Here is a 24,685-nt window from a genome sequence, read left to right as displayed (position 1 = left end):
TGGTCATGGCGTGATGCCGCGCATGCCCTTGTAGAGGACCGGTCGGCCGGTGAGCGCGTCGAGGACGACGCGGTCGCCGACCGGCCGGCGCAGTTCCACGGTCACCCGCTGCATCTCCGCCTGACTGGTGCAGAGACCGTCGTCGTCGTTCCGCTTCTTGACGGAGGGGAGCAGCACGACACTTCCGTCGGTTTCGAGTGGCCTCACGAACGCTCCGTCGTCGCAGGCGCCGTGGAGGGCGATCACGGTCACCGCCCGTCCGTCCGCGGCTGTCCCCACGAGCCGGTCGAGCGGGAGGCCGGGGACGTCGCGGGCTCGGCCTATCGGTGGCCGGGGAGGGTCCGACGGCAGAACCGCGGCTTGCTTCAGGGGTGAGGCGTAGCCGTCCAGTGTGTAGAGCCAGGCCGGGACCTTCGCAGGACCGCGGCTCGTGGTCACGCGCATCTCGCCCCGCTTCACCCCGGTGACCGTGAGGCGCGGCTCCCCGGCCGCCGTGGAACGGGCGAGGGCCCTGTACGACTCGCCGGCCCCCATCAGCGGCCGAGTGAGTGCCGGACCATCGGGCCAGGTCACCTCGGCGTTCTTCGGTCCCGGCCCGGGCAGCTCGGCGCGCAGCACGAAGCGCCCGGCCTCGAAGGCCCGCTCGTCGGCTGCGCCGCGCAGCCCGCCCCGCGGCGGCTGCACCGTCTCCCCGGCGGGGTGATAGCCGGTGCGCCACGCGGCGGCCGCTGCGGAACCGTCCCAGGCCTCGGCGACCTGCCGGGCACGATCCGTGAGCGAGGAGGAACCCGCGCCGTCGGCGGAGGCATCCTCACTGCCGCACCCGGACATCGCCGCCAGGACGGCGCCGGACACGGCGACCGCGGCGAGCGCGCGGAACGGACGGGTGAGCATGTGACCCCCTGAGTGAAGCCCTGACGCGACCGCCCCTGTGACGCGGCTGTCCCTATGACGTGGCGGGCACGGGAAACGTTCACCGTGTCGGAGGGATGTCGGTGGTCCGCTTCGACCCCCCGCTCCCTGTCGGCGATGTGTCGGTGACCGCTGACACCCTGAGGTGACGAAGATCCGCACCACCAAGGGAGCCCCGCCGCCATGTCGCCCGCATCCTCCAGCCCGCCCTGGAACGTCAAGCGCCTGCCGCGCGCCGACGGCAGCGTCTTCCTGGTCACCGGCGGCAACGCCGGCATCGGCTACTTCGTCGCCGAGCAGCTGTCGGCGACCGGTGCGACCGTCGTGCTCGGCAGCCGCAGCCCGGCGAAGGCCGAGGCGGCCATGGACGCGATCCGTGCGCGTGTCCCCGACGCCCGGGTTCGGGCCGTACGCCTCGACCTCGCCGACCTCGCGTCGCTGCCGTCGGCCGTGGAGTCCCTTGCCGTGGACCGGCTCGACGCGGTCGTGCACAACGCGGGCGTCGCCCTCGACGATCCGCCGCGCCAGGAGACAGGCGACGGCCACGAGCTCATGTTCGGCACGAACCACCTCGGGCACTTCGCGCTGACCCGACAGCTGATGCCGCTGCTGTCGGCGGCGCCCGCGGCCCGCGTCGTGACCATGGGCAGCTTCGCGGCGAAGACTGAACGGCTCGACATCGACGACCTGCAGTCCCTTGCGGACTACCGCGCCAAGCGCACGTACGGCCGCTCCAAGCTGGCCCAGATGTACTTCGGCATGGAACTCGACCGCCGTCTGCGCGCCTCCAAAAGCCCCGTCGTGAGCGTGGTGGCCCACCCCGGCGGAGCCCTCGACTCCCTCACGCCTGCACGGCCGCCGGTCCACGTGCGGACGGCCGGCGCACGGCTCGGCGCGGCACCGGCGGCCCTTCTCGTCCAGGGCAAGGACGCCGGAGCCTGGCCTGCTGTCCGCGCCGTGCTCGACCCGGCCGTGCGGGGCGGCGAGTTGTGGGGCCCGCGCGTCTTCGGTCTGCGCGGGAAGCCGCGACGCGAGCCGGTGTGGGAGCACCTCGCGGACTCCTCCGTGGCGGCACGCGTGTGGGACGCGAGCTGCGAACTGACCGGCGCCACCTGGGATTGCTCGAAGTGACGGCGCGCAGGGGGCCGGAGAAGGTCAGAGGAAGCTGACGTTCTGGGCGAGGGAGAGCCGGCCCGAGTAGTTGATCGTGTTTGTGGCCGACCGCATGTACGCGCGCCAGGCGTCCGACCCCGACTCGCGGCCGCCTCCCGTCTCCTTCTCGCCCCCGAACGCGCCGCCGATCTCCGCGCCGGACGTCCCGATGTTCACGTTGGCGATGCCGCAGTCGGAGCCCTCCGCGGACAGGAAACGCTCCGCCTCTCGCTGGTCGCGGGTGAAGATGCTCGACGACAGGCCCTGGGGCACGTCGTTGTGGAGGGCGATCGCCTCGTCGAGGGTGTCGTACGTCATGACGTACAGGAGCGGCGCGAACGTCTCCTCGCGGACCACGTCGGACTGCCGGTCGACGCGCACCACCGCCGGTTCCACGTACGCGGCGTCCGGCGCGGACGGCGTCGGACGACGGGCGCCGCCCGCCAGCACCTCGCCGCCCTCGTCGCGCACCCGGTCCAGCGCGCCCCGCATCTCCGTGAGCGCCCGCGCGGAGATCAGCGGGCCGACCAGCGTCGCCCGGTCGAAGGGGTCGCCGACGGGCAGCTTCCCGTACGCGGCGGTGAGGCGCCCCACGAGCGTCTCCGCGATGTCGCGGTGCACGATGAGGCGGCGCAGCGTCGTGCACCGCTGCCCGGCGGTGCCGACCGCCGCGAACACGATGCCCTGCACGGCGAGGTCCAGGTCGGCGGACGGGGCGACGACCGCCGCGTTGTTGCCGCCGAGTTCCAGCAGCGAGCGGCCGAAGCGGGCGGCCACGCGCGGGCCGACCTCGCGGCCCATACGGGTCGACCCGGTGGCGCTGACCAGCGCGACCCGCGGATCGTCCACGAGCTGCTCGCCCACCGCGCGGTCGCCCAGCAGCAGCCGGTGCACGTCGCGCGGTGCGTCCACGTCGTCGGCGGCCCTGGCAAGCAGCCGGTCGCAGGCCAGCGAGATCAGCGGGGTCAGTTCGGAGGGCTTCCACACCACGGTGTCGCCGCAGGCCAGGGCGACGGCGGTGTTCCACGACCACACCGCCGCCGGGAAGTTGAACGCGGAGATGACACCGACGACACCGAGCGGATGCCAGGTCTCGGCGAGGCGGTGTCCCGGACGCTCGGAGGCGATGGTGCGTCCGTAGAGCTGCCGGGACAGCCCCACCGCGAAGTCGCAGATGTCGATCATCTCCCGCACCTCGCCGAGCGCCTCGGAGCGGATCTTGCCCGCCTCGATGGTGATCAGGTCGGCCAGGTCCTCCTGGTGTTCGCGCAGCAGGTCGCCGAGGCGGCGGACCAGTTCGCCCCGGCGCGGGGCGGGGGTGGTGCGCCAGTCGAGGAAGGCGGCACGGGCCGCCGCGAGGGCTGCCTCTGTCCCGGCCGGGCCGGTCGTGGCCAGACCGAAGAGGTCCTCGCCGGTGATCGGGGTACGGGCCCGCAGACCGTTGCCTTCGGGGACGGTGACACCGACGCGGTCGAGCGCGGTGCGGGCGCGGGCGCGCAGCTCGTCGGTGGCGGGCAGGGCGATGCCGGTCATGACGCTCCCTGGGGACGTGGTGCGCGGGTGGGACGCAGTGCGCGGGGGAGGAGGGCGAGGGAGCGGTCCCGCTGCCGCTCGTACAGTGCGAAGGGGTCGAGTACCTCGCGGCCCATGGCCACGGCGAGCCGGTCGGCGTCGTACGCGCCGCCGTCCCGTTCGCGGTCCCGGGCGCCGTCTCCGGACCCGGTGCGGTCGAGGTTGGACCGGAAGATGCCGGCGGCCGACCGGGGGAGGAAGTCCTCGTACACGATCGGCTCGGCGCGCAGCCAGCCTCCGGCCAGGAGTCCGTCGAGGTCGCAGGGCGGTCGACCGCCGTCCGCGGGCCGGTCGGGGACGGCGTGGTACGTGAAGAACCCCAGGTCCCGTGCGGCGAGTTCGTGTTCGGTCGGAGGCAGGTGCTCGGTCCACACGGCGCGGGCCACGGCGTCCCGCTCGGCGGCCGGGCGGGACGCGGCCCGTGCGTCGACGAGGCCGAGCATCCGGTCGTACAGGACGCGGCCTTCGCGGGTCAGGGCGATGCCGCGGGCCTCGACCTCGCCGAACCGCACCCGCAGCGCGCCGTGCCGTACGACGCCGCCCGCCGAGCGCAGGGCGCGCGGTTCGGCCAGCGCGCGGAACGAGGTCTGGCGCAGCAGCACGTCCGGCCCTGCCCAGCGCGGCGGACCCTGAATGGTGTCGATCATCTCGATGCCGCGTTCGGTCATGCGGCGGTAGAGCTCGTCGATGTCCAGGACGCGCGGGGTCAGATGGTTGATGTGGGTGCTGCGGACACCGCCGATGTCCGCTGCGACGGCGGAGACGCGCTCCAGGGACGCGTACCAGTCCTCGTCGATGGGTTCGGCAGACAACTCGAAGGCGCGTACCGCCAGTTCCAGGAACCGATCGGCGTCCGTGTCCGACAGTTCCCGCTCCGCCTCCGCCCGGTCGGCCAGCGCGAGCAGCTCCGGCGGGAACAGCTCGCGGCCCGCGAGGAACGTGCCGAGACGGGAGCGCAGACCGTCGTCGAAGAAGCGGGTGTCGGACACGGTGAGCATGGACGTGAAGACCCGGAACGGGTTGCGGGCCAGCTCGTCCTCGTCCACCGGCCGGAACGCGGTCGACACGATGGGCAGAGCACTGGCCGGGGTGTCGCGCAGGTCGTAGAAGCCGACCGGGTGCATGCCCAGCGCGCCGAACACGCGGCCCACCTGCCGCAGCTCCTCAGGGGTGCCGACGCGGATGGCGCCATGCCGTTCGGCGGTGACGCGGCCGATGGACCCGAGGCGCTCGGCATCGGAGCCGCGCTTGCGCAGAACGTCCTCGTTGACCTCGCGGGATACGTCCACCAGCGTCCTGTACGCGGGGACCTCGCGCCCGTACATCCGCGAGAGCCGCTCGGCGAACCCGGCACGCAGCTGCCACTGCTCGATCATCGACATGTCGTCCTTTCGGCGTTCTTGCCCGAGTCACACCACGTGGGCTTCCGGGCGGCTCTCGGACCCCGTGCGGAATCGCTGCGCGCCGAGCGGCTCGACGTCGACGCACGGCCGCCGCCCCAGGTACAGGTCGCGGACGATCTCGCCCACCGCGGGAGCCTGGAGGAAGCCGTGGCCGGAGAAGCCGGTGGCGTAGAGGAAGTTGACCGGTGCGTCGGAGCGGCCGATGAGCGCGTTGTGGTCGGGCGTGACCTCGTACAGGCCTGCCCAGCCGCCGGACGTCTCCATCTCCGCGAGGGCGGGCGCCCGTTGCCGCGCCACGTCCCGGAACAGCTCCAGCCAGCCGGGCGTCCACGTGGTGTCGAAGCCCTCCGCCTGGCCGGGGTCGGCGAGGCCGAGGAGCAGCCCGTCGTCGCTGTTGTGGAAGTACGCCGACGACGCGAAGTCGATGGTGAACGGGATGCGCGGCGCGGCGGGCACCAGCGGCACCGTGAAGGCGAGTTGGCGGCGGATCGGCCGGACCGGCAGTCCGACGCCCGCCATGGCGCCGATCCGCGCCGACCACGCCCCGGCGGCGCAGACGACCGTCGAGCAGGAGACCGGCCCCCGGTCGGTGTGGACGACCGCGACGCGCTCGCCGGTCACGTCCATGCCGGTGACCTCGGTTCCGGTGGCGAACACGGTGCCGGCGCGTGCCGCGGCACGCGCGTATCCGCGCACGACGAGCGCGGGGCGTGCGTGCCCGTCGTCGGGGGAGTGCGCGGCCGCCACCAGGCCGTCGGTGGTGAGATAGGGGCAGAGTGCCCGTGCCTCCGAAGGCCCGATCATGCGGCTGGGCACGCCGAGGGCGTTCTGGGTCCGCACCGCGGCCTCGAAGGCGGCCACCTGCACCGGGTCGGTGAGCAGGAAGAGGTAGCCGACCGTGTCCAGGCCGATGTCCGTGCCGGGCCGGCGCGGAAAGTCCCGGAAGGCGCGCAGACTGCGCCGCCCCAGCTCGATGTTGAGCGGATCGGAGAACTGCGCGCGCACCCCGCCGATCGGCTTGCCTGAGCTGCCGCCGCCCAGTTCGCCGCGCTCGACGACGAGGATGTCGCGTACGCCCGCCTCGGCGAGGTGGAACGCGATGCTCGTCCCCATCACTCCACCCCCGACGATCACGACGTCGGCGGTGGACGGGACGGACACGGCGCGACGGGCGGACGCGGACGGTGACGGGGGCGCGGACGGTGAGGAGGCCAAGAGGCGGCTCCCTTCCGGGCATCGGCCCGGACTGTCGTGGCACGAACAGCGGTCTGGCCCGCCCATGGTGCAGCACGTCGCCCACGGCGTCCATGAGGCGTATCCGGGCCGCGCCCGGATCGCGACGACCGCCTCAGTCCGCCAGCGCGAGGAGATCGGCCCGGTGTGGCTGGAGCGTCCGGGACCGCCGAACCCGCTCGACGAGGTGCTCCTCGACCGGCTCGCCATCGCCGCCGCGGCGGCCGTCGAGCGGTACGGCCCCGCCCGCACCACCATGGCCGACCCCGCCCTGGTCGAGCTCGCCATCAGCGCGGACAGCGAGGAGGCCGCCCGGGCGCGTGCCCTGCGGCTGCTCGGCTTCGCCGCCGACCTGCCGGTGCGCGTGGTCGCCGTACGCACGCAGGTGCCGCTCGACCGGATCGGCGCCCCGACCGTTCGTGGCGGCAGGCGCGCACGGCCCTGCGCTTCGTCGCCACCGAGGGCCGGCCGGTCGTGCCGTACGACGAACTCGGGGCATTGGCGCTGCTCGCGCACATTCCTCAGGAGGCCGTACGGGACAACCCCGATGTCGTCGCCGTCTCGGCGCTCGCCGAGCGCCCGGAAGACCTGGAGACGCTGGACGCCTACTGCTCCACCGGCTCCCTGCGGCGGGCCGCGGACCTCCTCCACCTGCACTGAGCCGGGCGCGGCTCGCGCTCACCGCGTGGCGGCTGCTCGACGACTGACCGAGCCGACGCCCGCCGCCGACGGCGCGCCCCCACGCCGCCTCTCCGTCCACCGCCACGCCGCGAACCCGGCCATGGCCACCAGCAGATAGACCGGTACGAGGAGTTCCACGTCCGGGGACGACAGGTGCACGGACCAGCCCGCGTCGCGCTCGTCCCCCTCGAACACGACCCGGTTGACGGTCAGGAAGGCCAGATGCGCCCCGATGCCCGCGCACAGCGGGGCGCGCCGCACCGCCGTGCGGGCCGTGACGAGCATGAGGCCGAAGAAGACCAGCAGGATCAGGTAGTCGAGCGGGTTCTGTCCGCCCGGCGCGAGGCCGACGGGTCCGGCCGCACGCCCGACCAGCGGCGCGACCCCGGCCTCCACGACGGTCGACAGGCCGGGCACCACGAGGAACACGGCCGTCGTGCCGAGCGCGGAGACGACACCGCCGAACCGGCCGCGCAGCGCGGTCCACGTCTGCCCCCGCAGCGTCGTCTCCTCGGGCAGCGCCTCCAGGAGCAGAGCGACCGCGCCGTTCGTCACCAGGAATCCGGCGAGCTCGGGCACGTCCGGACGCGACCAGCTCAGCAGCCCGGCGGCCGTCGCCGCGCCCAGCACGAGTGCGGCGGCGCCGGAGGTGACCCCCGCTCCGATGGCCAAAGCCCGCAGATTCCCGCCCCGCTCACCGAAGCCGATGTCGCGCAAGGAGCCGCCCCGGCGGCGCAGCGTGAACACGACGAGCGGCACCGCCACCGCGCTGACCAGCGCGGCAGGAACGAGCCGCGCCGCGAACCCGGTGAGGCCGAGACCGTCGGCGAGCGCCGGCCCCACTGCCGTACCCGCGCCGAGCGCCACGCCCATGATGAGGCCGCCGCCGAGTGCCCGTCCCACAACCACTGTCTCTCCTCGATGCCGTTCGCCTCCGCCTCCTCACAACTGGGGCAGGGCGTACTCACCATCCTGGGCGTCCCCGCGATCACGGGAGTCGTGACGGTGGAGGAGATCGCCGTACATCTTTCGATGCAGCGACTGGGCACGTCGGAGGAAGGGCAGGTCACATCGGGGGAGTGGCGGGCGCGGGGCCCAGCGTGGTGGTGCCGGGCGCGGCCCGGTGGCCGAGGCCCGTGCGGTACGCGTCCATCGCGGCCTCCACGCGCCCCGTGCGCCGCAGCAGATCTCCGAGGAGGCGGCAGAGGTCGGCCAGATCGCCCACCGCACTGGAGCGTTCGAGCAGTGAGAGCGCGGCGCAGTAGTGCTCCTCGGCGCGCTCCGTGTCGCCCCGCTCCTCGGCGATGAGGCCGAGCAGCCGGTGCGCGCCGCCCGCGTGCACCGCGCCGCGTCCGGCGCCGAGCGGCCCGGCACGCCCTTGCTCGTCGTCGCCCGCAGTGAGCAGGGGCCGCAGCAGCGCCTCGGCCTCGTCGGTCTTGCCGCGCCGCCGCAGCACGTCCGCCAGTTCGACCTCGACCTGCTCGGTGAAGAGCGCGGCCCGCTTGGAGGCGAGGATGTCGCGGGCCGTGCGCAGCTCGTTCTCGGCATGGCCCAAGTCGCCGTCCTGGGCGTGCACATAGCCGCGCATCCAGTGGCAGTGGGCGAGTTCCGTGCGGATGTGCAGCTGGCGGTAGAGCTCCTGGGCCTTGGCGAGCGACGCGTCGGCCTCGGCGATGCGGCCCTCCGCGATGAGCGTACGGGCCACCCCGCGGTGCATCCCCGCCACCAGCGCGGGGTCGCCCACGCGCGGGGCGAGCGCGAGTGCCAGCTCGGCGGCGTGTGCGGCACGCGCGTGGGCGCCCATGTCCATGTAGGGCGCGATGGACGCCGTGTAGAGGAGCAGCAGGGCCTCGGGGTCGTGCAGCCCGGCTGCGTCGAGCTCGTCGAGGGCTCTCTCCAGGAGGTAGCAGGCGTACCGCAGTTCACCGCTGAGCAGGTGCGCGGTGGCGCGTCCCCGTACGGCGGGGACGCGGCGCGGCAGCGGCTGTTCGGCGAGCAGCCGTTCGGCGGCGGCGAACCGGTCGCGGGCGTCGGTGAGTTCGCCGGACTCCAGGAGGCAGTCGCCGAGGCCGAGGAGCGCGTCGGCCTGCTCATCGGCCAGGCCGTGCGTGACGGCTTCTTCGTGGGCGGTGCGGAAGAGCTCGGCCGCGTCCTCGGGGGCGCCGGTGGCCAGGGCGCGGCGGGCGTCGGTGAGGCGCAGGCGCAGCTCCGCGGCGAGGTGGGCGGGGCGGCCGGTGGCCAGTTCTTCGTAGCTGACGCCGAGGCGGTCGGCGAGGTGGCGCAGGGCGGCCTCGGAGGGGCGCACCTTGCCGGACTCCAGCGTGGAGACGTACGCGGCGGTGTAGGCGGGTTCGGCCAACTGGCGTTGTGTGAGCCCGCGTTCGCCGCGCAGGCGCAGGACGCGCCGTCCGATCTCGGCCGGGTCGTCGACGGGCACGCCGTCGGAACTCCTGTGCGTCACTGCGTCCTCTCTCCGGGAGGCTTGGCTCTTCGTACGAGGAGCCGGGCGGATCCGCTCATTCCGTCGGCGTGAACTCACCCACCCCACCGGCAAATTGAAGCTCACCCATTGCCTCGAATCCCGGGAGCCTCTACGTTGAGCCGCGCCTTAACTCTGCTTAACCCACCATTTATATCGTGGACTTCGGAAGGACGCCCATGCCCCCCACGCATCGAATATCCATCCGCACCAGACGCACCCCGCTACGGGTGGCGCTCGCCACGGGCATCGCCCTCGCCGCGGCAGCCGCGGCCACCGGGCCCGTCGGCACGGCAGCGGCCGCGAACCCGGCCCCGGAGCCGGGCGCCGCCGCGCAGTCCCAGCGCGTCGAGTACTTCACGGGACCCGACGCCCACCCACGCCACACCGACGTCCCCGCCTCCCCGACGCTCTCGCCGAGCGCGCGCGAGAAGATCAAGGGGGACGGCGACGTCGTCCCGATCGTGCAAGCGGGACCGACCGGCACCAAGCTCGACGTCGTCTTCATCGGCGACGGCTACACCGCCTCTCAGCAGGCGGACTTCCACGCCGACGTGCGCGCCAAGTGGGCGAAGGTCTCGGCCGTCGAGCCCTACGCGTCGTACAAGAGCCTCTTCAACGTCTGGGCGGTCGACGCGGTCTCCCGCCAGTCCGGCGTCTCCAACGACCCGGCGAACGGCACCGTGAAGGACACCGCACTCGGTTCGGCCTTCTTCTGCGACGGCATCGAGCGGCTGCTGTGCGTGGACACCAACAAGGTCGAGACGTACGCGAAGAAGGCCGCGGACCCCGACCTCGTCATCGTCCTCGCCAACTCCACGAAGTACGGCGGCGCGGGCTACAACGACATCACCTCGCCGTCCGGCTACGACGGCATCGCCACCGCCTCGTCGGACAACGCCCAGTCCGACCAGGTCGTCGTCCACGAGACCGGGCACTCGCTGGGCAAGCTGGCGGACGAGTACTGGTACGAGGAGTACGGCACGTACACGGGCGCCGAGCCCTGGGAGAGCAACACCAGCAAGCTCACGGCCGCACAGCTCACCGCCCAGAAGAAGAAGTGGTACCGCTGGATCGGCCAGACCTCACCGGACGGCGGCAAGGTGGGCGCGTACGAGGGCGGCGGCTACTACCCCCGCGGGCTCTACCGCCCCACCACGGACTCGATCATGCGCACGCTCGGCCGCGAGTTCAACCTCCCCGGCCGCGAGGCGATGATCGCGGGCTTCCACCGGCACGCGTCGGTCGTCACCGCGGAAACGGCTACAGACCGCGCGGTGCGCCGTGACGACAAGGTCCGCGTGCGCGTCGCGGACGGCGTCCGGCTGCGCTGGAGCGTCGACGGCCGCGAGGTCCGCGGCGCCCGGGGCGACCTGGTGGTCACGCCCCGCTCCCTCGGCGTCCCGGCCGACGGCCGCAGCCACAAGCTGACGGTCCGCGCCACGGACCCGACGGACGCGGTCCGCGCCCCGGACCTGCGCGTCCTCCTGACGGACTCGCTCACGTGGCGGGTCGCCCGCTGAGCCGAGGCGGTGAGCGTCCCGCCGTCGCGCGGCGGCGGGACGGACCGCGAACGGTCGCCGTGCGGAACACGGCACCGATCACGCCGCCCGGCCCACGAGTACGGAGACCTCAATCGTCTCGAGATACGGACCGGGCGGGAGCGACCGGCGAATCCGTTCGGCGAACGCCGCCCGGTCGTCCGGCAGTTCGTCCGCGGGGATCGCGGAGCAGACGCCGCCGATGAGCTCGTCGAAGCCCAGCTCGTCGCTGTAGTCGATCACCGTGTCCCGCACCTCGGTGTACCCCGCGGACCGAAGCGCCTCCGCGTACCGACGCCGGTCACGCGCGCTGGTTCCGCAGGTCGCCTCCAGGCTCGTGCCGAAGTGATCCTCGAGACCGGCCCGCAGAGCGCGCGACCAGGCACTGTCCTGCAGCCACAACGGGGTGCCGTTGGCCACCACCGCGATGCCCCCCGCCCGCGCGGAACAGCGGCCGCAGAGTGCGGAACAGCTCTTCGTGCCGCATCCAGTGCAGTGCCTGCCCGACCACCGCCATCGCCAGGGACTCGCGCCCCACCAACGCCCCCACCACCGGAACGACGGCGTCGGAGCCCAGCACCCATGTCACGTTGCGGACGCCCTGCTCAGCCGCCGTTCGGCCGGCGAGCCGAAGCATGTCCGGTTCCGGATCCATCCCGACTGAATCCCAGCGTCATCTCCCTCACCTACCCTCACATCCGAGCCCTGAGTACGTCGATCTCGCACCCCGGAGCGGTCGGGTCGAAGCCGTGCTCCACCAGCCAGCGAATGGCGAGGAGGCTGCGCAGGGACCACCACGCGCGGATCACGTCGACATCGACGTCCGTGCCGTAGCCCGTGAGCAGGTCGTCGAGACGGTCCTCGTGTCCGAGCGTCAGGACGGCCAGGTCGAAGTGGGCGTCGCCGCGGGCAGCCTCGGACCAGTCGATGATGCCCGTGACCTGGTCTGCCTCGACGAAGACATGGGCGATCTGCAGGTCACCGTGGGTGAAGACCGGCTTCCACGGCCGGAGCGCGGCCTCGGCCACCCGGCGGTTGTGGGTGACGAGGTCGGCAGGCAGGACGTCGTTCGCCACGAGCCACGCGCATTCGGCGTCGAGCTCCGCGGCCAGCTCCTCCGGGCCGCGACCGGTCCGGGTGGGCAGCGGCGCGTCGTGCAGCTCGCGGACGGCTGCGCCCGCCGCGGCCCAGGCCGCGGGCGACGCGGTCGACGGTTCGCCGAGCCGGCCGAGCGCCGCCCCCCGCACCGCGGCGATGGCGAGCACGGACGGCTTGTGCCACAGGACCTCAGGGGTCGGGACCGGCACCAGTGCCATCGCCTCGACCTCGGCCTCGAGGCGCTGTGGATCGGCGTCCACCTTCAGGAACATGTCGCCGACGCGCAGGGTGGTGCGCTCGGAATGTGCGACGACTACCTCGACATCGTTCATGGCGGCCAGTATTCAGGCCGTATCGCGCGGCGCCGGGCCTGGCCTCCGTCATCTCGGGGCGCCGAGGACGGGTAATCGCCACATACTGCAGTTAAACGACTCCAAACGGTGGGTCGCCCTCGTCGGGGGCAGGAAGCCGTCGTCTCGATGCGTCGGACTAGGAGCAGGCCATGGGTCGCGAACTGCGGCAGACCGTGTTCACGGATGAGGACCACCAGCTCTTCCGCACGAGGCTGGAACAGTCGCTCGGTGTCCTCGACGACACTCTCACCCGGTCCTCCTTCGGCCTCCCGCAACCGATGCTCGGCGCCGAACTGGAGATGTTCCTGGCCGACCCGGACGACGGCCTCCCCGTCGCGCGGAACGAGGAAGTCCGCCTCGCCGCGGCCGACCCGCGGCTCGTCCTCGAGGTCAACCGGTACAACCTGGAGGGGAACCTCACCCCCGTCCCCCTGCGAGGCTCCCCTTTCACCGCCCTGCACCAGGAAACACGCGACCTGCTCAACGCGGTCGCGAAGGCCGCCCTGCCGCACGACGCGGTGCCGTACTGCTCGGGCATCCTGCCCACCCTGCGCCCCGGCGACCTCACACGGCACAACGTCTCCCCGAAGCGCCGCTACAGCCTCCTCGACGACGCCCTCGGCCGCACACCGCGCGACCTGAACGTCCACGTCCACGGAGAGCAGAGCTGCCGCCTCCGCTCCGACACCGTGTGCGCCCAGGGAGCGGTCAGCTCCTGGCAGATTCACCTGACCGTCCCGGCGTCGGACTTCGCCCGCTTCTACAACGCGGCGCAGCTCGTCATCGCCCCGGTGCTGGCGGTCTGCGCCAACTCTCCCGTGCTCCTCGGCCGCCTGCTGTGGGACGAGAGCCGCATTCCGTGGTACGAGCAGGCGTTCGGCACGCCCCGCTCGCCCGCATCCGGCTCGTTCGAACGTACGGGCTTCGGCGAGGGATGGGTGCGCGACGGGGTCGGCGAGCTCATGGAGGCCGCGTGCAGGCACCGCCCGCTCCTGCCGATGTGCGCCGACACGGCGCCGACGGAGGAAACGGATCACGGGGGACCCGCGGAGCTGGAAGAGCTGCGGCTGCACATGGGCACCGTCTGGTGGTGGAACCGTCCCGTGTACGACCCCATCGGCGACGGGCACCTGCGGATCGAGATGCGCGCGCTGCCCTCCGGCCCCACCCCCGCCGACATGGCCGCCAACACCGCCCTGCTGATCGGCCTCGTCCTGGACCACGCGGCCGACCACGAGCCGGTGGTGCCCGCCCTGCCCTTCACCCACGCACGCGCCAACTTCTACGCCGCCGCCCGCCAGGGACTGAACGCCACGCTGTGGTGGCCGCAGGCACGTGGTGCGCCGGCGCAGCGGAACGCGCACGACCTGGTCCGATCCCTCCTGGGGCGCGCGGCCCGCGGTCTGGCCGGGGCCGACGTCGCGGACGACGAGATCCAGCGATGGCTGGGCGTCATCGAGGCCCGCGTCGCCTCCGGCGGTTCCCCCGCGCACTGGCACCGGCACGCCCGCCGAGCCGGCGCCTGCGACCGTGACATCTTCCGCCACTCCCTGAAACAAGCGACGGAGGATGTCCCGGTCCACGCGTGGACGGTGCCGGGATCCGTCGGCTGAGGGGCGTGTCCAGCTGGTCCGCGCCACACTGAGGTCGAAAGCCAAGTGCCTTTCCTCAGGGCCCGTCCAGTCTCATGTCGGCGCCCGACGCCCGTCGGCGGGAGGACTTGCCATGCGCAGCGTGACCTACTCGATGAGCCTTTCGCTCGACGGTTACATCGTCGGGCCGGACGGCGGCTTCAGCTGGTCGGTGCCCGACGAGGACGTCTTCCGTCTGGCCACGGAGGAGGTGGGCGGACTCGGCGCGCACCTACTGGGACGGCGGCTGTACGAGACGATGCTGTACTGGGACACCGCCGACCGGGACCCCTCGCTCGACGCCCCCACACGCGAGTTCGCCGCGCTCTGGAACGCGCTCCCCAAGGTGGTCTTCTCCACCACGCTGACGGAGGTGCGGGCGAGCAACACCCGCCTTGCCTCGGGCAGTCCGGCGCAGGAGATCGAGCGGTTGCGGGCCGAGCCGGGGGAGGGGGACATCGCGATCGGCGGTGCGGGCCTCGCCGCCGACGCGGCCACGCTGGATCTGATCGACGAATACCGCGTCAGGACCTATCCGGTGCTGGTCGGCGGAGGAACTCCGTTCTTCGCCCGGAACGAGCGCCGAGTGGGTCTCGACCTCATCGAGCACCGCTCCTTCGGCTCAGGCGTCCTCTACTCGCGCTACCGCGTGAAGCGTTGACCCGAGCGCCTCCACCCCGCTCGACTCGCGCACCACCAGCTCAGGTGCCAGTCGTATCGCCTGCCGGGGGCGGCCGTCCTCGCCGCCCGCGAGACGGCGGCCGAGCAGCCGCGCCGCCTCCGCCGCGAGCTCGGCCACCGGCTGGCGGACCGTCGTGATGCCGGGCGCCGAGAGCGCCGCCATCGGGATGTCGTCGAAGCCCGTGACGGCGACCTCGCCGGGTACATCGACGCCGAGCTGCTGCAGGCGCTGGAGCGCGCCGATGGCGATCAGGTCGTTGGCGCAGACGAGGGCGTCGGGCCGGGTGGGCCACACCTCGTCGACGGCGGCCCTGCCCCATTCCACGGAGAAGTCGCCGAGGGCCACCCGGTCCGGCGCGCCGGGATCGATGGCCGCCGCACCCGCCGCGTAGGCGCCCCGGCGTTCCGCGGCGGCAGAGGCGGTGCCCGTCGCGCCGAGGAAGCAGACGCGGCGGCGGCCCGTGGCGGCCAGGTGGTCGAGGACGAGCGCCATGCCCGCGGTGTTGTCCACCGCCACGGAGTCGGCGACGGCGGGCCCGCAGCCGCGGTCCATCAGGACGAGCGGCACCCGGGCCGCCGCCGCGGTCACCGCGTCCCGGCTGCGCTCCTCGTGTGCCGGGATCACCAGGAGCGCGTCGACCTGCCGACCCAGCAGATCGGCGATGTACTCCGCCTCGGCCGCCGGGTCGTCGTCGCAGTCGGCGAGCAGCACGGCACGGCCCTCGGCGTGCAGGGCGTGCGTCAACTCCCGCACCAGCGTCGGGTAGAAGGGGTTCGTGATCTGCGGCAGGACGAGCCCGACCGTGCCCGTGGTGCGGCTGCGCAGGGCGCGCGCCGCGTGGTTCGGCCGGTAGCCGAGCGTCTCGGCGGCAGCGCGGACCCGGCGCGCGGTCTCGGCGCCGACGGGGCGCGTGCCCGCGAGGACCCGGGAGACCGTGGCGACGGAGCAGCCGGAGGCCCGGGCCACGTCTCTCAGCGTTACGTCGGCCACGCCGCGCCCACCCTTCGATGCGTTTCGGCAAACGTTATCAGCGGGCTACCACCGCCACCAGGCCCGATTTTCCGGGCGTATTCTCCCTGTTGGACCAATTCTGTGGGTGCCGATGCGCTCTGGCCCACTGTCCGTTCCGGGCGAGTTTGCCAGTTTGTGTCGTTGACCATTGACATAATTCGCGCCGGTGCACACAGTCTTGGGAGAACGTTTTCCCGAGCGTCGCCGCACGCGCGGCGCCCGCTCAGCCGAACAAAGAGGTTCCGCGATGCCCCGAAAGATCATCCTGGACTGCGACCCCGGACATGACGACGCGATCGCCATGCTCCTGGCGCACGGAAACCCGGATGTCGACCTGGTAGCCGTCACCACCGTGGTGGGCAACCAGACCCTGGAGAAGGTCACCCGCAACGCCCTGTCGGTGGCCCGCATCGCGAACATCACCGGCGTCCCCTTCGCCGCGGGCTGCCCCCGCCCCCTCGTACGCGACGTGGAGACCGCCCCCGACATTCACGGCGAGAGCGGCATCGACGGCCCCGTCATGCCCGAGCCGACCCTGGCCCTGGACGAGCGCCACGCCGTCGACCTCATCATCGACACGGTCATGGCCCACGAGCCCGGCGAGATCACCATCGTCCCCACCGCCGGACTCACCAACATCGCCCTGGCCGCCCGCAAGGAGCCCCGCATCGTCGAGCGCGTCCGCGAGGTCGTCCTCATGGGAGGTGGCTACCACACGGGCAACTGGAGCCCCGTCGCCGAGTTCAACATCAAGATCGACCCCGAGGCCGCGCACATCGTCTTCAACGAGAGCTGGCCCGTCACCATGGTCGGCCTCGACCTGACCCACCAGGCCCTCGCCACCCCTGAGGTCATCGAGCGCATCGCCAAGGTAGGCACCAAGCCCGCCCTCTTCGTCAATGAGCTCCTCGACTTCTTCGGCGCCATGTACCTGGAGGCCCAGGGCTTCGACGCCCCGCCGGTCCACGACCCGTGCGCCGTCGCCTACGTCATCGACCCGAGCGTCATGACCGTCCGTAAGGCTCCGGTCGACATCGAGCTCACCGGAACCCTCACCCTCGGCATGACCGTGACGGACTTCCGCGCCCCGGCCCCGGACGACTGCACCACCCAGGTCGCCGTCGACCTGGACCACACGCGCTTCTGGGACCTCATCGTGGACGCCCTCGAGCGGATCGGTGACGTCAGCGCATGAACGCCCTCACCGAACCCGCCGCCGCTCCGGGCGGCGCCCGCGGCTCCCGACCGGTGCGCATCGGCGTCCTGGTCACCGCGCTCCTCGCGGCCTGCTTCGCGTTCCAGCTCAACGCGAGCATGCTCAGCCCCGCCCTGAAGAACATCGAGGACTCCCTCGGCGCGACCTCCGCCGAGGTGGGCCTCACCCAGACCGCGTTCTTCACCTCGGCCGCGCTCTTCTCGCTCTTCCTTCCCCGCCTCGGCGACCTCGTCGGACGGCGCAAGGTGCTCGCCGGGATGCTCGCCCTCATGGTCGTCGGCTGCGTCGTCGCCGCACTCGCCGAGAGCGTGCCGATGCTCTTCGCGGGCCGCGTCATCCAGGGCGTCTCAGGCCCCACCGTGCCGCTCTGCCTGATCATGCTGCGCAACGAGGTCCACGAGCCGAAGAAGTACGGCACGCTCCTCGGTGTCATCACCGCCGTCAACGGCGGCATCGCGGGCGTCGACTCCCTGGCCGGCGGCTACCTCGCCGACCACCACGGCTTCCAGTCCGTCTTCTGGGCCATGGCCGGCGTCGCCGCGATCGCCACGCTCCTCGTCGCCACCCTCACCCCCGAGTCGAAGGCCGCCCCCTCCACCGACAACGCCGACTCCCGCATGGACTGGCCCGGAGTCACCCTCCTGGTCATCTCGGTCGGCGCGGCGCTGATCGCCCTCAACGAGGCGGGCAAGCTCGGCGACGCGAACTGGCCGCTCGTCGTGGGCCTCTTCGTCGTCACCGCCATCGCCTTCGCCCTGTTCTGGCGCATCGAGGACCGCAGCAGCCACCCCCTGGTCGCCACCCGCCACCTGCGCCGGCGCTCCACCTGGGCCCTGCTGCTCACCACGGTCCTCACCATGACCGGCGTGTTCGCCGTGATGAACGGCATGATCCCCGCCTTCGCGCAGGACGCGCAGGCAGGGTTCGGCATGAGCGCCGAGCAGTCCGCCTGGTGGACCCTGACGCCGTACGCCCTCGCGGGCCTCGCCATGGGCCCCCTCGCGGGACGCCTCGCGGCCACGTACGGCTACGGGCGCATCCTGCGCCTCGGACTCATCGGCTCGGCCGTGACGGTCGCCCTGATGCTGTTCACGCTGCACGCCGACTCGCGGCTGCTGCTGCTCGCCGCGTCGATCCTGATCGGCGTCACCTACGCGGGCGTGGGCAACATCGTCCTCAACGGGCTCGGCATCGTGCTCTCCCCGAAGGAGAACCCGGGCTTCCTGCCCGGTCTGAACGCGGGCGCCTTCAACCTCGGCGCGGGCCTCAGCTTCGCGGTCCTGTACGCCGTGCAGACCGCCGCCGCCCCGGCCGACAAGTCGTCACCCGCCGGGTACACGGCAGGCATGATCGCCGGAGTCGTCCTCATCGCGCTGGCCTTCGCGACGTCCTTCCTCATCCCCAAGCCGGTGGAGGCGGAAGCCACGGACTGAGCGGTGCCGGTGGCCCCGGTGGATGGAGCCCGAAAGCCGACGGCTTTCGGGCTCCATCCACCGGGGCTTCATTGGTATGGACATGCCCAACTCGTCGGACTAGCCTCTGACTTGGTCTAGACCGCACCGAACGTGAGACACAACCGCATCCTCTCGGACCACGGGAGCACATCATGCGCAAGAAGCTCACCTCGTTACTCCTGGGCCTCGGCCTCGCCGGCTCGGCCATGCTGGCCACCAGCGGCAGCGCCCAGGCCCACGGCTACACCGACTCGCCCGTCAGCCGCCAGCAGCTGTGCGGCAACGGCACCGTCCGCAACTGCGGACAGATCCAGTGGGAGCCGCCGAGCGTGGAGGGCCCCAAGGGATTCCCCGCGCGCGGTCCCGGCGACGGCCACATCTGCTCGGGCGGCATCGGACGTTTCTCCGAACTGGATGACCCCCGGGGCGGAAAGTGGCCCACCACCAAGCTGACCGCGGGCCAGAACCACACCTTCCTCTGGCGCATCACCGCCCGCCACGCCACGACCGACTTCCGCTACTACATCACCAAGGACGGCTGGGACCCGACCAAGCCGCTGACCCGGGCCGACCTGGACCCGCAGCCGTTCCTCGCGGTGCCCTTCGGCGGCCGCCAGCCCGGCTCCACGGTCACCCACAGCGGTGTCCTGCCCCAGAAGACCGGCCAGCACATCATCCTCGGCGTGTGGACCATCGCGGACACCGGCAACGCCTTCTACGCCTGCTCCGACGTCCGTTTCTGACGCTCAGCCGCGCACGCGCGGCAGCCCGGTGACGGACATGACCAGGGAGTACAGCGAGCTGGTCGCCGTGATGAAGAGCCGGTTGTTCTTCGGGCCGCCGAAGGCGATGTTGGAGACGGGCTCCGGCACCCGCAGTCGCCCGATGAGGGTGCCGTCGGGGTCGTAGCAGTGCACCCCTCCCTCGATGGCGGCCGCCCACAAGCGGCCGCCGTCGTCGAAGCGGATGTTGTCGAAGCGGCTGACGTCGTCCTTCGCCTCGGCGAAGACCTTCCCGTCGGAGAGCGTGCCGTCCTCGCGCACGTCGAAGACGCGGATGCAGCCGCCGCGCGTGTCGGACACGTACAACTGCCGCTCGTCGGGCGAGAAGACGAGCCCGTTCGGCGCCCCGAAACCGTCCGCCACCAGACGCACCTCACCCGTCGACGGGTCGATCCGGTACACGTTCAGGCCGTCGATCTCGGGCTCGGCGCGGTGTCCCTCGTAGTCGCTGGTGATCCCGAAGTCCGGGTCCGAGAACCACACGGAGCCGTCCGAGCGGACGACCGCGTCATTGGGGCTGTTCAGCCGCTTGCCCTCGTACCGCTCGGCGAGCACCGTGATCCTGCCGTCCGGTTCCGTGCGCGTGACCCGCCGGTTGCCCTGCTCGCAGCTGATGAGGCGGCCTTCCCGGTCGAGGGTGTTGCCGTTGACGTGCCCGGCGGGGGAGCGGAAGACGGAGACCGCGCCCGTCGACTCGTCCCACCGCAGCAGCCGGTCGTTCGGGATGTCGCTCCAGACGAGCTGGCGCCAGGCGGGGAGGTAGAGCGGGCCCTCGGCCCACCGGCAGCCCCCGTACAACTGCTCCAGCCGGTCGTCGCCGTTCGCGCACCGTCCGGTGCGGAACCGCTCGTCCAGGATCTCGTACAGGGAAGTGCTGTCACTGCCGGACATGGATACCCCTTTGGCGGTCCGAAGGTGAATGCTGTTCGGTTGATCGCGACTATGCCAGAACGCTGTATGGTTGCGCCATGGTGACCGTGGATGACATCGACCGCCGGCTGATCGCCCTCCTCCAGGAGGACGCGACCATCTCGTACGCAGCGCTCGGCAAGGGGGCCGGTCTCTCCGCGGGCGCTGCCCACGAGCGGGTGCGCAAGCTCCGCGAGCGCGGAGTCATCCGGCGCACGACCGTCGAGGTGGACCCGGCGGCGCTCGACCGCGGGGTGCTGGCCTTCGTCATGGTCGACTCCACGGCGTGGATGGGGGAGTCCGCCGACGCGTTCGCGGCCATCGCCGAGATACAGGAGGCCCACGTGATCGCGGGCAGTGCGTCGGTTCTGGTGAAGGTCCGTACGTCGACGACGGAACAGCTCCAGGACGTGCTGCGTCGCCTCTACGCGATCGACGGCGTCAGCGGCACGCAGGCCACGGTCTCCCTCGAGACGTTCTTCGAACGCCCTGTCTCACCGCTCACCGGCTGAGCGGGTTGCCAGGAAGGTGTCCCGTGCGGGATCGTTGCCGCAAGGCAACAATTCCGTACGAGTTGGTGAGGTGAGGGACTCGCCCAGCGGGTCCTCGATATTTGGTCTCCCCCCACATGCAGACCGCCGCAGTCACGGAGCCGGACTTCCCGTGGAGCTGTGCCCCCTACCCGGTCCTGGTCGTCGACGCGGCGGGTTTCGTCGAGCAGTGCAACGCCGCCGCACGGGCGCTGCTGCCCGCGGCCCGCTCCGGGATGCGCCTCGACGCCGTGGTCCCGGCCTGGCTGGCCGCCGCCCACGACGCGACGCGCCTGCCCGGACCACGCGCCGTACAGGAGTCCGACGCCCCACTCTCCGGGGTGATCGAGGGACGCCACTTCGAGGCACACCCGAGCGTGCGGGACGACGGCACCGTCGCCTGGTGGCTGGTGGACCAGACGGACCATCGGCTCGCCCAAGAGGCCCTGCACATGGAGAGGGAGCGGACCGCCTTCCTGGCCAAGGCGTCGAGCACACTGCTCTCCTCCCTCAACCTGGGGCGCTGCATGGACGTGACCGCGCAGATGGCCGCCGAGAACCTGGCCGACGCGGCACTGGCCATCGCACCGGCACGCGGCCACCGCCTGCCCGTGGTGACCTGCCTGCGCGGCGGCAGCCCCACCACGTCGGAGCGGCCCGTCGACCCCGACGAGGTCCCCGGCCTCGGCGAAGCCCTGCGCGGGTTCCCGCCGGTCCCCTCCCGGTGGATCGACCCGTCGGCCGCGCCGGAGTGGATGATCCCCGAAGGCTTCGGCCCCGTCGGAGCCATAGTGATCACTCCGCTGCCCGGGCACGGCGTCCCGGCCGGTGCGCTGGTCCTGCTGCGCAAGGAGGGCGGCGTCGGCTTCACCGAGAAGGAAGAGGTCTTCGCCCGCCTCTTCGCCGCACGGAGCGGAGCGGCCATGTCGGCCGCCCGTCTCTACGCGGAGCAGACGGCCATCACCGAAGTGCTGATGCGCGAGCTGCTGCCCCCCACCCTGCAGCAGATCTCCGGAGTGGACTTCGCCGGCCGCTACCGCCCCTCGGCCGACCACGAGCGGATCGGCGGGGACTTCTACGACGTCCACCCGGCCGCCGTCGAGGGCGAGCCCTCGTTGGTGACGCTGGGCGATGTGTGTGGAAAAGGGCTTGAGGCCGCCGTCCTCACCGGCAAGATCCGCAACACCCTGCACGCGCTGCTGCCGATGGCGGACGACCACCAGCGGATGCTCACCCTGCTCAACACCGCGTTGCTCAACTCCCACCACACCCGGTTCGCGACGCTGGTCCTCGCCTCCGCCGTGCGCAAGGAGGACGAGGTACACCTGCGGCTGACCAGCGCCGGTCATCCGACCCCGCTGATCATCCGCGCGGACGGCACGGTCGAGGAGGCCGACACCCGCGGCACCCTGGTCGGAGCCATGCCGAACGTTCCCGCCCGCACCACCGCGGTCACGCTCGCCCCGGGGGAGACGTGCATCCTGTACACCGACGGCATCACCGAGGCCCAGGGCGGCCCCATGGGCGACGCGCAGTTCGGAGAGGGACGCCTGCGGCGTGCCCTGGCCGGATGTGCCGGGATGCCCTCGGAAGGCATCGTGGACCATGTCCAGATGCTCGCTTCCCAGTGGCTCGGCAGCCGTCGGCACGACGACATGGCCGTCGTCGCGATCTCCGCGCCACGCACTCACCCCCAGAGTGCCGTGAACGGCCGTACTCGGGGCAGGCGCACCGCATGAGCACCAGCACCCCGTCCCGCGTCCATGCCCTGTCCACGTCCCCGGCCGCGTCCTCGGTCGCGTCCCCGGAAATGGCCGACCAGCTGTGGGAAGCCGTGGCGGTCGGCGACGAGTACACGGCCACGGACGTCGTCCTGCGCGCCCTGGACGACGGCGCCGACCCGGAATCCGTCCTCGTCGACGTGATCGCCGCCGTGCAGAGCAGAGTCGGCGAGGAGTGGGCCGCGAACCGCCTCAGCATCGCCCAGGAACACGCCGCCACCTCCATCAACGAACGCGCCGTCGCCGCCCTGGCCCTGCACCCCGCCGCCCGAAGACACCCCGACCGGGGCCGCATCACGGTGGCGTGCGTCGACGGCGAGTGGCACGCCCTGCCCGCCCGGCTCCTCGCCGAAGTGCTGAAACTGCGCGGCTGGCGCGTCGATTACCTGGGCGCCCAGGTTCCCGTACCGCACCTGATCTCCCACCTGCACACCACACAGGCCGACGCGGTCGCGCTGTCCAGCTCGATCGCGACCAGGCTCCCCACGGCGCACGCGGCGATCACCGCGTGCCAGGCCGTCGGCGTCCCCGTCCTGGTCGGCGGCGCCGCGTTCGGACCCGGCGGACGCTACGCGCACCTGCTCGGCGCCGACGCGTGGGCGCCCGACGCCCCGGCCGCCGCCGACCGCCTCGCCGAGGGGCCACTTCCCCGCCCGCAGGCCGACCACCAGCAGATGGACGACCTCCCGCACCTGGCCGACCAGGAATACACGATGGTCACCCGGAGCGGCGACGCCCTGGTGCGCACCGTCTTCCGCGCCCTGGAGGACGCGTTCCCCGCCATGCGCGGCTACGACGAAGCGCAGCGCGAACGCACGGCCGAGGACCTCGCGCACATCGTGGAGTTCCTCGCCACGGCCCTCTACCTCGGCGACGAGGACCTCTTCAGCTGGTTCATCACCTGGACCGCCCGGATCCTGGAGGCCCGCGGGGTGCCCGCACGGTCCCTGCCCCCGGCCCTCGACCTCTTCCTGCACGAGCTGAAAGACTTCCCCCGGGCGTCCCGTATCCTCCGACGCGGACTCGAAGCCCTCACCACCGATCACCCCACCGCGCCTGGAACGCCCGTATGACCACACTGCCTCCCGCACTCCGCCTGGCCACCGCGGGCACTGCGGACACCGTCCACATAGAGATCACCGGCGATCTCGACTACGACAACGCCGAGTTCCTCCTGACCGAGGTCACCGAGCAGCTCGCCGCCCGGCCCCGCCTCCAGGATCTGCACCTGCACTGCGCGGGCGTCGCCAACGTCGACTCCATGGGCCTGTCCATCCTGCTGATGATCGGCCGCCGCACCGAAGAGACCGGGACCCGGCTCCACCTGGACGACCGGCCCCCGAACCTGGAACGGCTCCTCGACCTCACCGGCACGCTCGAATACTTCACGGGAGCGCCCACCATCGACGCGGGGCCCGGACCCGACGGCGCCCCCTAGGAGACCTCAGAGCCTGTCTTTGGACCCCCGCCTGCGCAGCGACGCCCGGCAGGCACGCACGCGTCAGCGACTGTCGTCCGAACGGGACGAGCGGCCCTTGCCCTCCTCCTTCCCCTTGCTCTCCGCCTTCTCCTTGCCGTCCTCCTCGTTCTCGGTGCTGTTCAGCACCCCCCGAGGAGTCTGCTGCGGGTGTGGTCGCGTGCGTCATGGGTGTGCACCGGGCGGGTACGGGGGCGGCGGGAGGATGCCGCTGTCACCCAGGGCGCGGATGGGGGCACCCGGTACTCGGGCTCGGTGATCATCGAGTAGCGGGTGAGGTCACGCAAAGCGGCCTGGGGCGAGCTGGCCGGATCGGCGGCGTGGTCGTCGATGAAAGACCACCACTGTTCGGCGTCCACGCCGTCCAACGGGTATCCAGCTCGGCGCATGGCGGCGAACACGTCGGTCAGCGGCACGGGATCCGGGTGAGTCAGATGGTACGTACCGCCGGCCGCGTCCGGTTTGCGGCACAGTTCCACAAGGGAACGGGCCACCACGTCCACCGCGTCGACGGGGACCGTGCCCACCCCCAGCGGTACACAGCCGAGAGCAGCCGAGGCGCGGAGCATCGGTACCAAAAGATCGGAAGCGCCGGTACTGTCCGTCCGGCAGTGCCCGGTGACCACTCCGGGCCGGAAAACCGGTCAGCGGCGTGCCGCGCCCGGCCGCGGCGCGCAGGTCGTGCTCCGGCCTGACCTTGGTCAGCGAATAGCCCAGGGGGCCCGCCGTGGCGGTGGTGGCCGGGGTCTGTTCGTCGACTTCGGTTCCGGCGAGGTTGACGTGGGCCG

General features: G+C 72.1%; 23 protein-coding genes. 12 read left to right on the top strand and 11 right to left on the bottom strand.

Annotated features, from left to right (window positions below; genetic code table 11):
• Nucleotides 1-3: 3 nt before the first annotated feature.
• Nucleotides 4-894 carry a hypothetical protein gene (locus tag DEJ48_RS01140; RefSeq protein WP_150213608.1) on the bottom strand — a complete coding sequence of 297 codons (891 nt, stop codon included), beginning with the start codon at nt 892-894 and terminating at the stop codon, nt 4-6.
• A gap of 201 nt (nt 895-1,095) precedes the next feature.
• Between DEJ48_RS01140 and DEJ48_RS01135 the strand changes: the two genes are divergently transcribed.
• Nucleotides 1,096-2,043: an SDR family NAD(P)-dependent oxidoreductase gene (locus DEJ48_RS01135; RefSeq protein WP_150213606.1), complete on the top strand. Its 948-nt coding sequence runs from the start codon at nt 1,096-1,098 to the stop codon at nt 2,041-2,043.
• 24 nt (nt 2,044-2,067) lie between these two features.
• On the opposite strand, the gene DEJ48_RS01130 is transcribed toward DEJ48_RS01135, so the two are convergent.
• From DEJ48_RS01130 to DEJ48_RS01120, 3 genes are read right to left on the bottom strand one after another with little or no spacing between them, the layout of a single operon-like run.
• Entirely contained in the window at nt 2,068-3,597 is a 1,530-nt protein-coding gene (locus tag DEJ48_RS01130) for an aldehyde dehydrogenase family protein (RefSeq protein WP_150213604.1), read from the bottom strand.
• Nucleotides 3,594-5,012 (bottom strand): 2-oxoadipate dioxygenase/decarboxylase family protein, encoded by a 1,419-nt coding sequence (locus DEJ48_RS01125; protein ID WP_150220870.1) that lies wholly within the window; start codon nt 5,010-5,012, stop codon nt 3,594-3,596. Before DEJ48_RS01125 ends, DEJ48_RS01130 begins: the two co-directional genes overlap by 4 nt.
• Before the next feature lie 33 nt (nt 5,013-5,045).
• Nucleotides 5,046-6,254, bottom strand: a complete 1,209-nt coding sequence (locus DEJ48_RS01120; RefSeq protein ID WP_223831826.1) for an NAD(P)/FAD-dependent oxidoreductase — start codon at nt 6,252-6,254, stop codon at nt 5,046-5,048.
• A 492-nt stretch (nt 6,255-6,746) separates the two neighbouring features.
• On the opposite strand from DEJ48_RS01120, the gene DEJ48_RS40100 reads away from it, so the two are divergent.
• Entirely contained in the window at nt 6,747-6,932 is a 186-nt protein-coding gene (locus DEJ48_RS40100) for a hypothetical protein (protein WP_223831825.1), read from the top strand.
• Nucleotides 6,933-6,950: 18 nt separating this feature from the next.
• On the opposite strand, the gene DEJ48_RS01110 is transcribed toward DEJ48_RS40100, so the two are convergent.
• On the bottom strand, nt 6,951-7,856 hold the full coding sequence (locus DEJ48_RS01110) for a hypothetical protein (RefSeq protein ID WP_150213600.1): 906 nt from the start codon (nt 7,854-7,856) through the stop codon (nt 6,951-6,953).
• Between the two features lie 163 nt (nt 7,857-8,019).
• The gene (locus DEJ48_RS01105; RefSeq protein WP_150213598.1) at nt 8,020-9,414 is read right to left on the bottom strand and encodes a helix-turn-helix domain-containing protein; all 1,395 of its coding nucleotides are present in this window, start codon (nt 9,412-9,414) and stop codon (nt 8,020-8,022) included.
• Between the two features lie 197 nt (nt 9,415-9,611).
• On the opposite strand from DEJ48_RS01105, the gene DEJ48_RS01100 reads away from it, so the two are divergent.
• Nucleotides 9,612-10,955, top strand: a complete 1,344-nt coding sequence (locus DEJ48_RS01100; protein WP_150213596.1) for a M64 family metallopeptidase — start codon at nt 9,612-9,614, stop codon at nt 10,953-10,955.
• Between the two features lie 78 nt (nt 10,956-11,033).
• Here DEJ48_RS01100 and DEJ48_RS40095 read toward each other — a convergent pair whose 3' ends face one another.
• Together DEJ48_RS40095 and DEJ48_RS01090 are read right to left on the bottom strand one after the other, a co-directional pair.
• A complete protein-coding gene (locus DEJ48_RS40095) occupies nt 11,034-11,393 on the bottom strand; it encodes a hypothetical protein (protein ID WP_223831824.1) in 360 nt (119 codons plus the stop codon).
• Between the two features lie 272 nt (nt 11,394-11,665).
• Nucleotides 11,666-12,403, bottom strand: coding sequence for a phosphotransferase (locus DEJ48_RS01090; RefSeq protein ID WP_150213594.1), 738 nt, complete (start codon nt 12,401-12,403; stop codon nt 11,666-11,668).
• Between the two features lie 170 nt (nt 12,404-12,573).
• Here DEJ48_RS01090 and DEJ48_RS39560 point away from each other — a divergent pair, with 170 nt between their 5' ends.
• Together DEJ48_RS39560 and DEJ48_RS01085 are read left to right on the top strand one after the other, a co-directional pair.
• A complete protein-coding gene (locus tag DEJ48_RS39560; RefSeq protein ID WP_190537119.1) occupies nt 12,574-14,037 on the top strand; it encodes a glutamate--cysteine ligase in 1,464 nt (487 codons plus the stop codon).
• Between the two features lie 112 nt (nt 14,038-14,149).
• Nucleotides 14,150-14,716: a dihydrofolate reductase family protein gene (locus tag DEJ48_RS01085; RefSeq protein ID WP_150213592.1), complete on the top strand. Its 567-nt coding sequence runs from the start codon at nt 14,150-14,152 to the stop codon at nt 14,714-14,716.
• Here the strand turns inward: DEJ48_RS01085 and DEJ48_RS01080 are convergent.
• On the bottom strand, nt 14,678-15,727 hold the full coding sequence (locus tag DEJ48_RS01080) for a LacI family DNA-binding transcriptional regulator (protein WP_150213590.1): 1,050 nt from the start codon (nt 15,725-15,727) through the stop codon (nt 14,678-14,680). The genes DEJ48_RS01085 and DEJ48_RS01080 overlap by 39 nt on opposite strands.
• A gap of 268 nt (nt 15,728-15,995) precedes the next feature.
• Between DEJ48_RS01080 and DEJ48_RS01075 the strand changes: the two genes are divergently transcribed.
• The 3 genes from DEJ48_RS01075 to DEJ48_RS01065 all read left to right on the top strand — a co-directional run bounded on the left by DEJ48_RS01075 (nt 15,996) and on the right by DEJ48_RS01065 (nt 19,161).
• Nucleotides 15,996-16,943: a nucleoside hydrolase gene (locus tag DEJ48_RS01075; protein ID WP_150213588.1), complete on the top strand. Its 948-nt coding sequence runs from the start codon at nt 15,996-15,998 to the stop codon at nt 16,941-16,943.
• The gene (locus DEJ48_RS01070; protein ID WP_150213586.1) at nt 16,940-18,397 is read left to right on the top strand and encodes an MFS transporter; all 1,458 of its coding nucleotides are present in this window, start codon (nt 16,940-16,942) and stop codon (nt 18,395-18,397) included. Before DEJ48_RS01075 ends, DEJ48_RS01070 begins: the two co-directional genes overlap by 4 nt.
• Before the next feature lie 173 nt (nt 18,398-18,570).
• Complete coding sequence (locus tag DEJ48_RS01065; RefSeq protein WP_150213584.1) at nt 18,571-19,161, top strand: lytic polysaccharide monooxygenase; 591 nt, start codon at nt 18,571-18,573, stop codon at nt 19,159-19,161.
• A 3-nt stretch (nt 19,162-19,164) separates the two neighbouring features.
• Here the strand turns inward: DEJ48_RS01065 and DEJ48_RS01060 are convergent, their stop codons facing one another.
• Nucleotides 19,165-20,091, bottom strand: a complete 927-nt coding sequence (locus tag DEJ48_RS01060) for an SMP-30/gluconolactonase/LRE family protein (RefSeq protein ID WP_150213582.1) — start codon at nt 20,089-20,091, stop codon at nt 19,165-19,167.
• A gap of 86 nt (nt 20,092-20,177) precedes the next feature.
• Between DEJ48_RS01060 and DEJ48_RS01055 the strand changes: the two genes are divergently transcribed.
• From DEJ48_RS01055 to DEJ48_RS01040, 4 genes are all read left to right on the top strand, one after another.
• Nucleotides 20,178-20,621 (top strand): Lrp/AsnC family transcriptional regulator, encoded by a 444-nt coding sequence (locus DEJ48_RS01055; RefSeq protein ID WP_150188709.1) that lies wholly within the window; start codon nt 20,178-20,180, stop codon nt 20,619-20,621.
• Between the two features lie 116 nt (nt 20,622-20,737).
• The gene (locus DEJ48_RS01050; RefSeq protein WP_150213581.1) at nt 20,738-22,378 is read left to right on the top strand and encodes a PP2C family protein-serine/threonine phosphatase; all 1,641 of its coding nucleotides are present in this window, start codon (nt 20,738-20,740) and stop codon (nt 22,376-22,378) included.
• Nucleotides 22,375-23,493 (top strand): B12-binding domain-containing protein, encoded by a 1,119-nt coding sequence (locus tag DEJ48_RS01045; protein WP_150213579.1) that lies wholly within the window; start codon nt 22,375-22,377, stop codon nt 23,491-23,493. Before DEJ48_RS01050 ends, DEJ48_RS01045 begins: the two co-directional genes overlap by 4 nt.
• Nucleotides 23,490-23,858 carry an STAS domain-containing protein gene (locus DEJ48_RS01040; protein WP_150213577.1) on the top strand — a complete coding sequence of 123 codons (369 nt, stop codon included), beginning with the start codon at nt 23,490-23,492 and terminating at the stop codon, nt 23,856-23,858. Before DEJ48_RS01045 ends, DEJ48_RS01040 begins: the two co-directional genes overlap by 4 nt.
• Before the next feature lie 161 nt (nt 23,859-24,019).
• On the opposite strand, the gene DEJ48_RS40090 is transcribed toward DEJ48_RS01040, so the two are convergent.
• Nucleotides 24,020-24,466: a hypothetical protein gene (locus DEJ48_RS40090; RefSeq protein ID WP_223832566.1), complete on the bottom strand. Its 447-nt coding sequence runs from the start codon at nt 24,464-24,466 to the stop codon at nt 24,020-24,022.
• Nucleotides 24,467-24,685: the final 219 nt, after the last annotated feature.

Origin of the sequence: Streptomyces venezuelae, from assembly GCF_008642315.1 — a bacterium.
Classification (GTDB): Bacteria; Actinomycetota; Actinomycetes; order Streptomycetales; family Streptomycetaceae; genus Streptomyces; species Streptomyces venezuelae_D.
The sequence above is the reverse complement of the archived record's forward strand: the minus strand, read 5'-3'. Positions and strand labels throughout refer to the sequence as shown.

Excerpts from the sequence above, each read along its gene's own strand:
- DEJ48_RS01040 (WP_150213577.1), top strand. The coding sequence starts at position 23,490 with ATGACCACACTGCCTCCCGCACTCCGCCTGGCCACCGCGGGCACTGCG.
- DEJ48_RS01085 (WP_150213592.1), top strand. The coding sequence starts at position 14,150 with ATGCGCAGCGTGACCTACTCGATGAGCCTTTCGCTCGACGGTTACATC.
- DEJ48_RS01070 (WP_150213586.1), top strand. The coding sequence starts at position 16,940 with ATGAACGCCCTCACCGAACCCGCCGCCGCTCCGGGCGGCGCCCGCGGC.
- DEJ48_RS01060 (WP_150213582.1), bottom strand. The coding sequence starts at position 20,091 with ATGTCCGGCAGTGACAGCACTTCCCTGTACGAGATCCTGGACGAGCGG.
- DEJ48_RS01125 (WP_150220870.1), bottom strand. The coding sequence starts at position 5,012 with ATGATCGAGCAGTGGCAGCTGCGTGCCGGGTTCGCCGAGCGGCTCTCG.
- DEJ48_RS40090 (WP_223832566.1), bottom strand. The coding sequence starts at position 24,466 with ATGCTCCGCGCCTCGGCTGCTCTCGGCTGTGTACCGCTGGGGGTGGGC.
- DEJ48_RS01135 (WP_150213606.1), top strand. The coding sequence starts at position 1,096 with ATGTCGCCCGCATCCTCCAGCCCGCCCTGGAACGTCAAGCGCCTGCCG.
- DEJ48_RS01100 (WP_150213596.1), top strand. The coding sequence starts at position 9,612 with ATGCCCCCCACGCATCGAATATCCATCCGCACCAGACGCACCCCGCTA.
- DEJ48_RS01090 (WP_150213594.1), bottom strand. The coding sequence starts at position 12,403 with ATGAACGATGTCGAGGTAGTCGTCGCACATTCCGAGCGCACCACCCTG.
- DEJ48_RS01130 (WP_150213604.1), bottom strand. The coding sequence starts at position 3,597 with ATGACCGGCATCGCCCTGCCCGCCACCGACGAGCTGCGCGCCCGCGCC.
- DEJ48_RS01065 (WP_150213584.1), top strand. The coding sequence starts at position 18,571 with ATGCGCAAGAAGCTCACCTCGTTACTCCTGGGCCTCGGCCTCGCCGGC.
- DEJ48_RS01045 (WP_150213579.1), top strand. The coding sequence starts at position 22,375 with ATGAGCACCAGCACCCCGTCCCGCGTCCATGCCCTGTCCACGTCCCCG.
- DEJ48_RS01140 (WP_150213608.1), bottom strand. The coding sequence starts at position 894 with ATGCTCACCCGTCCGTTCCGCGCGCTCGCCGCGGTCGCCGTGTCCGGC.
- DEJ48_RS01050 (WP_150213581.1), top strand. The coding sequence starts at position 20,738 with ATGCAGACCGCCGCAGTCACGGAGCCGGACTTCCCGTGGAGCTGTGCC.
- DEJ48_RS01075 (WP_150213588.1), top strand. The coding sequence starts at position 15,996 with ATGCCCCGAAAGATCATCCTGGACTGCGACCCCGGACATGACGACGCG.
- DEJ48_RS39560 (WP_190537119.1), top strand. The coding sequence starts at position 12,574 with ATGGGTCGCGAACTGCGGCAGACCGTGTTCACGGATGAGGACCACCAG.